Origin of the sequence: Alteromonas profundi, from assembly GCF_010500865.1 — a bacterium.
Lineage (GTDB): Bacteria > Pseudomonadota > Gammaproteobacteria > Enterobacterales > Alteromonadaceae > Alteromonas > Alteromonas profundi.
Genome location: NZ_JAAAWN010000012.1, coordinates 1 through 12,148, shown reverse-complemented (window position 1 = coordinate 12,148; position 12,148 = coordinate 1). Strand labels below are relative to the sequence as shown.

General features: G+C 45.3%; 9 protein-coding genes. 8 read left to right on the top strand and 1 reads right to left on the bottom strand.

Annotated features, from left to right (window positions below):
• Window positions 1-56: 56 nt before the first annotated feature.
• Window positions 57-1,334 carry a citrate synthase gene (locus GTH32_RS10290; RefSeq protein ID WP_163085428.1) on the bottom strand — a complete coding sequence of 426 codons (1,278 nt, stop codon included), beginning with the start codon at window positions 1,332-1,334 and terminating at the stop codon, window positions 57-59.
• Window positions 1,335-2,035: 701 nt separating this feature from the next.
• On the opposite strand from GTH32_RS10290, the gene sdhC reads away from it, so the two are divergent.
• The 8 genes from sdhC (at window position 2,036) to sucD (ending at window position 11,977) form a co-directional block, all read left to right on the top strand.
• Complete coding sequence (sdhC, locus tag GTH32_RS10285; RefSeq protein ID WP_163085420.1) at window positions 2,036-2,410, top strand: succinate dehydrogenase, cytochrome b556 subunit; 375 nt, start codon at window positions 2,036-2,038, stop codon at window positions 2,408-2,410.
• Entirely contained in the window at window positions 2,404-2,751 is a 348-nt protein-coding gene (sdhD, locus tag GTH32_RS10280) for a succinate dehydrogenase, hydrophobic membrane anchor protein (RefSeq protein ID WP_163085418.1), read from the top strand. Before sdhC ends, sdhD begins: the two co-directional genes overlap by 7 nt.
• A gap of 1 nt (window position 2,752) precedes the next feature.
• Window positions 2,753-4,525, top strand: a complete 1,773-nt coding sequence (gene sdhA, locus GTH32_RS10275; RefSeq protein WP_163085417.1) for a succinate dehydrogenase flavoprotein subunit — start codon at window positions 2,753-2,755, stop codon at window positions 4,523-4,525.
• Between the two features lie 14 nt (window positions 4,526-4,539).
• Window positions 4,540-5,250 carry a succinate dehydrogenase iron-sulfur subunit gene (locus GTH32_RS10270; protein ID WP_163085415.1) on the top strand — a complete coding sequence of 237 codons (711 nt, stop codon included), beginning with the start codon at window positions 4,540-4,542 and terminating at the stop codon, window positions 5,248-5,250.
• A 174-nt stretch (window positions 5,251-5,424) separates the two neighbouring features.
• Entirely contained in the window at window positions 5,425-8,244 is a 2,820-nt protein-coding gene (sucA, locus tag GTH32_RS10265; protein ID WP_163085413.1) for a 2-oxoglutarate dehydrogenase E1 component, read from the top strand.
• Between the two features lie 9 nt (window positions 8,245-8,253).
• Window positions 8,254-9,786, top strand: coding sequence for a 2-oxoglutarate dehydrogenase complex dihydrolipoyllysine-residue succinyltransferase (gene odhB, locus GTH32_RS10260; protein WP_163085411.1), 1,533 nt, complete (start codon window positions 8,254-8,256; stop codon window positions 9,784-9,786).
• Window positions 9,787-9,938: 152 nt separating this feature from the next.
• Complete coding sequence (gene sucC / locus GTH32_RS10255; RefSeq protein WP_163085409.1) at window positions 9,939-11,105, top strand: ADP-forming succinate--CoA ligase subunit beta; 1,167 nt, start codon at window positions 9,939-9,941, stop codon at window positions 11,103-11,105.
• The gene (gene sucD / locus GTH32_RS10250) at window positions 11,105-11,977 is read left to right on the top strand and encodes a succinate--CoA ligase subunit alpha (RefSeq protein WP_163085407.1); all 873 of its coding nucleotides are present in this window, start codon (window positions 11,105-11,107) and stop codon (window positions 11,975-11,977) included. Before sucC ends, sucD begins: the two co-directional genes overlap by 1 nt.
• Window positions 11,978-12,148: the final 171 nt, after the last annotated feature.

The following is a 12,148-nucleotide window of genomic DNA, read 5'->3' as shown; positions in this document are numbered from 1 at the left end:
AAAAAATAGCGCCATAGGGCGCTATTTTTACGAAGGTTTATTAAAACCGTTCAATATTACTTAATCGGTGTATATTTACGCTTGCTGTGACCTGTGTACAGCTGACGAGGACGACCAATTTTTTGTTTTGGATCGCTCATCATTTCGTGCCAGTGAGAAATCCAACCCACAGTACGAGAAAGTGCAAAGATACAGGTAAACATATTGGTTGGGATACCAATTGCTTTTAGTACGATACCAGAGTAGAAATCTACGTTCGGGAACAATTTTTTCTCAGCAAAGTAGGGGTCGCTTAGGGCAATCTTTTCAAGTTCCATCGCAACATCTAGCAGTGGATCTTGCACATTAAGTTCGCCTAGCACTTCATGGCAGCTTTCGCGCATAACTGTTGCGCGCGGGTCGTGGTTTTTATAAACACGGTGGCCAAAGCCCATAAGACGGAATGGATCTGACTTGTCTTTTGCACGCTCAATAAATTCAGGAATACGGTCAACCGTACCAATTTCTTCAAGCATGTTAAGACACGCTTCGTTGGCACCGCCATGAGCAGGTCCCCAAAGTGATGCCACACCCGCAGCGATACAAGCATATGGGTTAGCGCCAGACGAACCGGCTAGTCTTACCGTGGATGTAGATGCGTTTTGCTCATGATCGGCATGAAGCGTAAAAATACGGTCCATTGCACGTTCAACCGCAGGACTAATTTGATATTCTTCTGCTGGAACAGAGAACATCATATTTAGGAAGTTAGCCGCATAGCTCAGGTCGTTTCGTGGGTAAACGAAAGGTTGACCAACGTTATACTTGTAACACATAGCGACCAGTGTAGGCATTTTCGCAATTAGGCGATGGGCACTACGCTTACGTTGTTCGTCGTTAGAAACGTCTAAGTCGCTGTGATAGAACGATGACATGGCACCTACAGTACCGCATAACATCGCCATAGGGTGGGCGTCGTTACGGAAACCGTGAAAGAACATGTTAATTTGTTCATGTACCATTGTATGGCGGGTAATTGTGTCTTTGAATTCTTCATATTCTTCTTTCGTCGGCGCTTCGCCGTGTAGAAGCATATGACAAACTTCAAGGTAGTCTGCATCGCGCGCTAACTCTTCAATTGGGTAGCCGCGGTGAAGTAGTACACCTTTTGCTCCATCAATATAAGTGATAGCTGACTCGCAAGATCCTGTCGCCATAAAACCAGGGTCGTAAGTAAAATAACCGTGTTGTCCAACTGAACGGACGTCGATTACATCTTGTCCTTCGGTACCCGACAAGATAGGAAGCTCGATTTCCTTACCGCCGGCTTTAAGAATGGCTTTCTGATCTGCCATATAATGCTCTCCTCAGAATGGTTCTGTTTGCAGCGAAAACGAACGAATGTGCTCGTCTCGTTGGGAAAAGTGGCGTATTTGTACTTTATTATGTACCTAGAAGTCAATTTAATTGCATATATGCGCAATAAATATTCTAAATTGCCTGCACTTATAATGCATTGTTAAAAATATCAAATTGCTTCTTTTGGATATCGCACTCAACCCAATACCGGTAATTATCAATCTCTTTTCACAAAAGGTAAACCACCGTTTGCTAAATTAATTAACACTTGCGATGAAAAATTGTGCATACAATCTTTCACAATGACAAATTTGCATTAAAAGACATTAATTTCAAGTGCTAAACTAGTGTTATTCTGCGCTAGGCCTGATACACTTTAGCGCCTTGTAAATAAAGCAGTTCATGCAAGTTGCAAGCAATAATGACCGAACATCCGTTGCAGTGTATATTAATAAAGTGTGAAAAAAGACTAAAGTCTTAGATCCGCACAAAAAATTGTAATTATATACTGTGCTGGATATACTCGGCGGTGCTTAAAAACAGAATATTTATTCTGTTAACGGCATTTAAGAATAATTCACAAATTGTTAACAACTCAGTGGACGAGGCAATTAACAGGTAATAAACGAATTCACCTACACAGGACATAAAAAAGGTGGGTAATTCAATATCCCTACGGATTAAACAGGCATACATTGTGAAAAAGCAAAGACCAGTAAATTTAGAACTCAATACTATTAAATTTCCACCTTCTGCTATTTCGTCAATTCTCCATCGCGTTACCGGTGTAGCTATGTTCTTCGCGCTTCTTTTTGTTATTTGGGCTTGGGCAGTTTCTGTTTCCTCGCCAGAAGGGTTCGCGGACGTGCAAGCAATCATGGACGGTTTCCTTGGAAAATTCGTCGCAATTGGCACAGCCTCAGCGCTGATTTACCACATTCTAGGCGGCTTAAGACACGTCGTAATGGACTTAGGCTACTGGGAAGAATTAGAGTCAGGTAACTTAAGTGCGAAAGCAATTATCGCACTATGGATTATACTGACCGTAGTATTGGGAGTTGCACTATGCTAACCAACCAAGCAAGCATGAAACGTAATGGTGTACAAGACTACGTCTCGTTACGTACTACAGCAGCAATAATTTTCGCGTACTCGGTATTCATGGCGTGGTTTTTTATAACCACTGATAATCTAACCTTTATCGAATGGCGAGGGTTATTTTCTGGCCTAGCTATGAAAGTTTTCACATTAGCAACACTTATTGCAGTAATGATCCACGTACGTATCGGCCTATGGCAGGTACTAACTGACTACGTTAAAGCGTCAAGTCTTCGTGCAGTATTACAATTTGTTCTAAACGTTATTGCGTTTGGCTATGTTGCTGTCGGCCTATTTGTATTGTGGGGAGTGTAAGATGAGTTTACCCGTTCACGAGTTTGATGCAGTCGTAATTGGTGCTGGTGGTGCAGGTATGCGCGCAGCACTTCAGATTTCACAGTCTGGTAAATCATGTGCACTGTTATCGAAAGTTTTTCCTACCCGGTCTCATACAGTATCAGCCCAAGGCGGTATTACTGTTGCACTAGGTAATTCACATGAAGACAACTGGCAATGGCACATGTACGATACCGTAAAAGGGTCGGACTACATTGGTGACCAAGAAGCCATTGAGTACATGTGTAAAGAAGGTCCAGAGGCGATTATCGAAATGGAAAATATGGGTTTACCCTTTTCTCGTTTCGAAAACGGTAAAGTATACCAGCGTCCATTTGGTGGTCAGTCTAAGAACTTTGGTGGCGAGCAAGCCGCGCGCACGGCAGCCGCAGCTGACCGTACAGGCCACGCATTGCTTCACCTTCTTTACCAGCAAAACGTAAAGAATAAGACAAAAGTATTTTCAGAGTGGTACGCCCTCGATTTGGTTAAAAACCAAGACGGTGACGTAGTAGGCTGCACGGCGATTGATATCGAAACCGGCGAAGTTGTTTACTTCAAGTCCCGTGCTGTTGTATTAGCAACTGGCGGTGCAGGCCGTATCTATGCGTCTACCACTAACGCACACATTAACACCGGTGACGGTGTTGGTATGGCACTTCGTGCTGGTGTTGCAGTTCAAGATATGGAAATGTGGCAGTTCCACCCAACCGGTATTGCCGGGGCGGGAACCTTGGTAACAGAAGGTTGTCGTGGTGAAGGTGGTTACCTTCTTAATAAAGACGGCGAACGCTTCATGGAACGTTATGCACCGAACGCGAAAGACCTAGCGGGTCGTGACGTAGTTGCCCGTTCTATGATGACAGAAATTCGTGAAGGTCGTGGTTTTGATGGCCCGTTAGGTCCTCACTGTAAACTGAAGCTAGACCACCTTGGTAAAGAGGTGCTTGAATCACGTCTACCAGGGATTCTTGAATTGTCTCGTACCTTCGCTCACGTTGATCCAGTGAAAGAACCCATTCCTGTTATCCCAACCTGTCACTATATGATGGGTGGTATTCCAACCAACGTTGATGGCCAATGCTTAACCGTTGATGAAAACGGCAAAGATAAAGTGGTTAATGGTTTATTCGCGTGTGGTGAGATTGCCTGCGTATCTGTTCACGGTGCAAACCGTCTAGGCGGCAACTCGCTTCTAGATTTGGTTGTATTTGGTCGTGCTACAGGTTTACACCTTGGTAAAACCTTGTCTGACATGGCACCTACACGTGACGCATCTGAGTCGGACCTTGATTTGGCGATGTCTCGCTTTAATCGTTGGGAAAACTCAGAGAAGGGCAAAGGCGAAGACCCAGTTCAAATCAAAAAAGATATGCAAGAATGCATGCAGCTTAACTTCTCAGTATTCCGTGAAGGTGACGCAATGGCGACCGGTCTTAAAGAGCTTGGCGAAATTCGCGAACGCTTACAGAACGCTCGTCTTGACGATAAGAGTTCAGATTTCAATACTCAACGTATTGAGTGTTTGGAACTTGATAACCTTATGGAAACCGCGTACAGCACAGCAGTAGCAGCGAACTTCAGAACCGAAAGTCGTGGCGCTCATAGCCGCTTTGACTTCCCAGATCGTGATGATGAAAACTGGTTATGTCACAGTATCTACGATCCGAACACTGATAAAATGCTTAAACGTGATGTCAATATGACGCCTAAGCTTAGGGAAGCATTCCCTCCTAAAGTGCGTTCATATTAAGAGAGGCAACGATCATGCAATTACAATTTTCGATTTATCGCTACAACCCAGACGTAGATGCTAAGCCACGCATGCAGGACTACACGCTAGAAGTAGATGAAGGCCGCGACATGATGGTGCTAGATGCATTGATAGCACTAAAAGAGCAAGACCCGACGCTATCATTCCGTCGCTCTTGCCGAGAAGGTGTTTGTGGCTCAGACGGTGTTAACATGAATGGCAAAAATGGCCTTGCATGTATTACGCCTGTTTCTGCGCTAGGCAAGGGAAAAATTGTCGTACGTCCGTTACCCGGTTTGCCCGTGGTACGCGACCTAGTTGTTGATATGACTCAATTTTATACTCAGTACGAGAAAATTAAGCCGTTTCTTATCAATGACAGCAAAAAGCCGCCTGCAAGAGAACATCTTCAGACTCCTGAAGAACGTGCTAAGCTTGATGGGCTGTATGAATGTATTTTATGCGCGTGTTGTTCAACGTCGTGTCCTTCATTCTGGTGGAACCCTGAGAAATTCATTGGGCCAGCAGGCTTGCTGCACGCTTATCGTTTCCTTATCGATAGCCGTGACACTGCAACTGAAGAACGTCTTAACGACTTAGATGATGCGTTCAGCGTATTCCGCTGCCACGGTATTATGAACTGTGTAAGCGTATGCCCGAAAGGTTTAAACCCGACAAAAGCAATTGGACAAATTAAGTCTATGCTTCTTCAACGGGCTGTTTAGTACCAAAATCTGATAACGTTGTTTGTTACAGATAGCAATGCTCTAAATGGCCATCCGGACGGGATGGCTATTTTTTTTTGTATTCATCGGTATAGCACTTGGTTATGGTAAGAATAACCTTATAATAAACACCGATGGTGAATAGAATTTACAAAACGTAGCAAGGCAAATTAAATGCAAGAAAGCGTGATGAAAGCGTGGTGGGATTCCTCGCACATGGCAGGTGCCAACGCTGCCTATGTCGAAGAATTGTACGAATCGTATTTGGAAGACCCCCAAAGCGTATCCGATGCTTGGCGTCAAATCTTTGATAACCTCCCCAAGGTTGAAGGCGTTGAGTTAGAAACCAATCATACAAGTGTTAAAGATCAGTTTAGGAAACTTGCAGCTCTCGGCCCTATGGCACGTATGTCGAGTGTACCTGTTGAAGGTCCTAGCGCGTCGGACAGTAGGCAGGTAAAAGTATTACAGCTTATCAATGCCTACCGCTTTCGCGGTCATCAACACGCTAACCTAGACCCACTGGGGCTATGGCAACAACCGCGCGTGCGCGACTTGGAGCTTTCCCACCATAGTTTGTCTGAAGACGACTTTGACAGTGTGTTTAATGTAGGTTCATACGCCATAGGCAAAGAGTCTATGTCGTTGGGTGAATTATTTAAATCACTTAACCGAACGTACTGTGGCTCAATTGGTGCAGAATACATGCACATAACTGATACTGATCAAAAGCGCTGGTTACAGCAGAAAATTGAATCGGTACAGGCGAAGCCAGAAATTAGTAAAGAAGAAAAGCTAAGTATTCTCAAAGGCTTAACTGCTGCTGATGGTATGGAAAAGTACATCGGCTCTAAGTTCCCAGGTGCAAAACGTTTTTCATTAGAAGGCGGCGATGCACTTATTCCTATGCTTAAAGGGTTAATCTCTAAAGCGGGAACTGCGGGAACCAAAGAAGTGGTTATCGGTATGGCTCACCGTGGACGTTTGAACGTCTTGGTGAATGTACTGGGTAAAAACCCTTCTGTATTATTTGATGAATTTGCCGGTAAGCATGACGACTCGCTGGGTGCGGGTGACGTTAAATATCATGCAGGCTTCTCTTCAGACTTTGCTACGCCAGGCGGTAATGTTCACTTAGCGTTGGCTTTTAACCCCTCTCACTTGGAAATTGTTAACCCGGTAGTAATGGGGTCGGTTCGCGCGCGTTTTGCTCGTCGCAATAACGACACTAACACTGTATTGCCAATTACTATACACGGCGACTCTGCAATTGCAGGGCAGGGTGTGGTTCAAGAAACCTTCAATATGTCACAAACCCGCGGGTTTGCGGTGGGTGGTACTGTTCGCATCGTAGTGAATAACCAAGTGGGTTTCACTACCTCTAAAACAGAAGATACACGCTCCACGCAATACTGTACTGACATTGCAAAAATGGTACAGGCTCCTATTTTCCACGTTAACTCTGATGACCCAGAAGCGGTGGCATTTGTTACCCAATTGGCGCTTGAGTATCGTAATAAATTTAAGCGTGACGTCGTGATCGATCTTGTCTGTTACCGTCGTCACGGACACAACGAAGCTGATGAGCCAAATGCAACCCAGCCGTTGATGTATCAGAAGATTAAAAAGCACCCTGTGCCACGTGTTTTATATGCCGATCAGCTTATTGCAGAAGGTGTAATAGAACAGCGTGATGCCGATCGATATCTTGAAGAGTATCGGGCAGCGCTAGACCACGGCGCGTGTGTTGTAGAAGAATGGCGACCTATGACCGAGCACAGTGTTGACTGGTCACCGTATCTTGGTCACGACTGGGATACTGACTATGACGGCGCTTTAAGTGTTGAAAAGCTCAAAGAGTTGGGCGAAGCCATTACCTCATACCCTGAAAGCCATAAGCTGCAATCCCGTGTTAATAAGCTTTACCAAGATCGTAAGGCCATGGTAGCAGGTGACAGAAAGCTAGATTGGGGTATGGCAGAGAATTTAGCTTACGCCACACTTGTGGATGCCGGAGAAGATATTCGTATTACCGGTCAGGACTCTGGTCGTGGTACTTTCTTCCATCGTCACGCGGTGTTGCACAATCAAGCTGATGCTAGCACCTATATGCCACTACAGCATATTCGCGAAGGGCAAGGCGAGATTGAAATTTATGACTCAGTGTTGTCTGAAGAAGCGGTAATGGCCTTTGAATACGGCTATGCAACTGCCGAGCCTGAATGCTTGACGATTTGGGAAGCACAGTTTGGTGATTTCGCCAATGGTGCACAGGTTGTGTTTGACCAATTTTTAAGCTCAGGTGAAGCCAAGTGGGGCCGCTTATGTGGTCTAACTGTGCTACTTCCGCACGGCTATGAAGGTCAAGGCCCAGAGCATAGTTCAGCAAGGTTAGAGCGGTTCTTGCAAATGTGCGCCGATCATAACTGGCAGGTGTGCGTACCTTCTACCCCTGCGCAGGTTTATAACATGCTGCGTCGTCAGGTTATACGTCCAATGCGTAAACCTCTTATCGTTATGTCGCCTAAGTCACTATTACGTCATCCTTTAGCGGTATCTTCTCTGGAAGAGCTGGCAGAAGGTAAGTTCCATAACGTTATTGGCGAGATTGACGATTTGGACCCGCAAGAGGTTAAACGTGTGGTGATGTGTTCTGGTAAGGTGTACTACGACTTATTAGACCAACGCCGCAAGAACGAACAATCTGATATTGCGATTATTCGTTTAGAACAGCTTTACCCATTCCCACAAGAGGAATGCGCTAAAATTGTGGCACAATATAGCCACGTTAAAGATTGGGTTTGGTGCCAAGAAGAGCCTCAAAACCAAGGCGCATGGTATTGCAGTCAACACCACTTCTGGCAAGCAATTCCAGATGGTGCCAAATTGACATATGCAGGACGAGAAGCATCCTCTTCACCTGCTGTAGGTTACGTATCCGTTCACAACCAGCAACAAAAAGCCCTGGTTGAAGACGCACTCACGATTAAATAAGGAACAGTAATGACAATTGAGATAAAAGTTCCGGTTCTACCAGAGTCAGTTGCCGATGCCACCATTGCAACCTGGCACGTTAAGGCCGGTGATTCTGTAAAAAGAGACCAGAACCTGGTTGACATTGAAACTGACAAAGTTGTGTTAGAAGTAGTTGCGCCAGCGGATGGAACCCTCGGTGAAATTCTAGATGAAGAGGGTGCAACGGTTTTAGGTGAGCAAGTTATTGCTAAGCTAGAAGAAGGCGGCGCCGCTCCGGCTAAGTCTGACGAAAGCAAAGATGACAGCGACGCTGCACCTAAGCAGGAAGCGAAAGCGGAAACAGGGTCTGCATCATCAGGCAAAGCGTCTGATATTAAAGTGCCTGTACTGCCAGAATCAGTGGCTGATGCAACGATTGCTACTTGGCATGTTGCGGTAGGTGAAGCCGTTAGCCGCGACCAAAACCTTGTCGACATCGAAACTGACAAAGTGGTGCTTGAAGTAGTTGCTCCTGCAGACGGTTCACTATCAGAAATCGTGGCAGAGGAAGGCGCTACAGTAACTGCTGAAGAAGTGATTGCTAAATTTGTAGAAGGTGCCTCAGGGGGCGCATCTGCCTCTTCATCTGCTGCGTCAGATGACGCTGACGATTCAGAAGAGACCAGTGATGCGCTAAGCCCATCAGTTCGCCGTCTGCTTTCTGAAAAGGGCGTAGATGCATCTAAAGTAAAAGGCACGGGTAAAAACGGTCGCATTACTAAAGAAGATGTAGAAAAGTACCTTAAGAGCGGTAACAGTGAGTCGAAATCTGCACCAGCTGCGTCAAGCTCGGATGATACTGCCGACCTACCTACCGGTAATCGCACTGAAAAACGTGTACCTATGACGCGTTTACGTAAGACTATTGCGAACCGTCTTCTAGAAGCGAAAAATTCTACCGCCATGTTAACGACGTTTAACGAAGTTAATATGAAGCCAATTATGGATTTACGTAAACAGTACCAAGAGAGCTTTGAGAAGCGTCATGGTATTCGTTTAGGTTTCATGTCTTTCTATGTGAAAGCAGTCACTGAAGCATTGAAGCGTTTCCCTGAGGTTAATGCGTCAATTGACGGTGATGATATTGTTTATCACAACTACTTCGACGTATCTATTGCGGTATCAACACCTCGTGGTCTAGTTACGCCTGTGTTGAAAGATACTGACACGTTAGGTATGGCTGGCGTTGAAAAAGGCATTAAAGAGTTAGCACTTAAGGGTCGTGACGGTAAGCTGTCATTGGCTGAGCTACAAGGTGGTAACTTCACCATTACTAATGGTGGTGTATTTGGTTCACTTATGTCTACACCAATCATTAACCCGCCGCAAAGCGCTATCTTGGGAATGCATAAAATCCAAGACCGTCCTATGGCAGTTAATGGAAAAGTAGAAATTTTACCAATGATGTACCTTGCGCTTTCTTACGATCATAGAATTGTAGATGGTAAAGAGTCAGTAGGCTTCTTGGTAACCGTTAAAGAGATGCTTGAAGATCCTACACGTCTACTACTAGACGTATAAGACTTCTCTCTCACGTAATTGTGGTTAGGCGCTTGGTGTGCATTAGTTCATTAAGCGCCTGAAGCAACGCTGATATTCGCCCTATAATGTCAGCTCAACTAATCAAGTCGCAAACGCGGCTTTTGTCTTAATAAAAATCGGATAGAAACACCATGAATTTGCATGAATACCAAGGTAAGCAGCTATTCAAAGAATACGGCCTACCTGTTTCTGAAGGATACGCAGCAGACACTCCTGAAAGTGCTGTAGAAGCCGCCGACCGCATTGGCGGGGAAGAGTGGGTAGTCAAATGCCAGGTCCACGCAGGTGGTCGCGGTAAAGCTGGCGGCGTTAAGCTAGTTAAAGATAAAGACGCTATTAAAGCTTTCGCTGAAAACTGGCTTGGCAAAAATTTGGTGACTTTCCAGACTGACGAAAATGGTCAGCCTGTTAGCAAAATCCTTGTTGAATCTTGCACAGATATCGCAAACGAATTGTACCTTGGTGCAGTAGTTGACCGCACAACCCGTCGTGTTGTGTTTATGGCATCTACTGAAGGTGGCGTTGAGATTGAAACTGTTGCGGAAGAAACACCAGAAAAGATTTTGAAAGCTGAAATCGACCCAATTGTTGGTCCTCAGCCTTATCAAGCTCGCGAAATGGCGTTTAAACTAGGTCTTAGCGGTGTTCAAATTAAACAGTTCACTAAAATCTTCCTTGGCTTAGCTAAGATGTTTGAAGACTTAGACGTAGCACTTATCGAGATTAACCCTCTTGTAATCAAAGAAGACGGTGACCTTCACTGCCTTGACGCGAAGCTTGCTATTGACGGTAATGCGTTATACCGCCAACCTAAAGTTAAAGCGATGCAAGATCCTTCTCAAGAAGACGAACGCGAAGCACATGCTGCGCAGTTCGAGCTTAACTATGTTGCACTAGACGGAAACGTTGGTTGTATGGTTAACGGTGCGGGCCTAGCAATGGGTACCATGGATATCGTAAATCTACACGGCGGAAAGCCAGCTAACTTCCTAGATGTTGGTGGCGGCGCGACGAAAGAACGTGTAGCTGAAGCGTTTAAGATCATTCTTTCTGACGACAACGTTAAAGCGGTATTGGTTAACATCTTTGGTGGTATCGTTCGTTGTGACATGATTGCTGAAGGTATTATCGGCGCAGTTAAAGAAGTAGGCGTTAATGTTCCGGTTGTTGTACGTCTTGAAGGTACTAACGCCGAACTAGGTCGTGAGGTTCTAGCGAACTCTGGTCTTGATATCATCGCTGCTGAGTCGCTAACGGATGCAGCGCAGAAAGTTGTTGCTGCAGCGGAGGGCAAATAATGTCTGTATTAATTAATAAAGATACCAAAGTAATCTGTCAGGGTTTTACTGGTGGTCAAGGTACTTTCCACTCTGAGCAAGCAATTGCCTACGGTACGCAAATGGTTGGTGGTGTTACACCAGGCAAAGGCGGCACTGAGCATTTAGGTCTTCCAGTATTTAATACGGTACGTGAAGCGGTAGAAGAAACGGGCGCAACAGCGTCAGTAATCTACGTACCTGCTGCATTTTGTAAAGACTCAATCGTAGAAGCGGCCGATGCGGGAATCGAACTTATCGTTTGTATTACCGAAGGTATCCCTACGCTAGATATGCTTTACGTAAAAGAGTACGTTGAAGCAAAAGGCGTACGCATGATTGGTCCAAACTGCCCAGGTGTAATCACACCAGGGGAGTGTAAAATTGGTATCATGCCTGGTCATATCCATAAGCCTGGTAAAGTGGGTATTGTTTCTCGCTCTGGTACACTTACCTATGAAGCGGTTAAGCAAACAACTGACGAAGGGTTCGGCCAGTCTAGCTGTGTAGGTATCGGTGGTGATCCAATTCCTGGTTCAAACTTCATTGATATTCTTAAGTTGTTCCAAGACGATCCACAAACTGAAGCTATCGTAATGATTGGTGAAATTGGTGGTACAGCTGAGGAAGAAGCGGCTGCATTCATTAAAGAGAATGTAACTAAGCCTGTTGTGTCTTACATTGCGGGTGTTACTGCACCTCCCGGTAAGCGTATGGGTCATGCTGGTGCCATCATCGCAGGCGGTAAAGGCACTGCAGATGAGAAGTTTAAAGCACTAGAAGCGGCCGGTGTTAAAACTGTTCGCTCACTAGCAGAAATTGGCAAAGCACTACGTGAAACCACGGGTTGGTAAACGTTGCTGTTAGCGTTTAAAAGCCCGCGTTACGCGGGCTTTTTTGTTTGCCCAGCGAAGCTGGCAATCCCGTCAGGTTGGAAGAAACCTGAATCACCCTGACTGAGGGGAAGACAATCCGAATGGCAAGGGCGTTGTTGGCTAACGGCAGGGTCTGAAGGAAGCCATAGG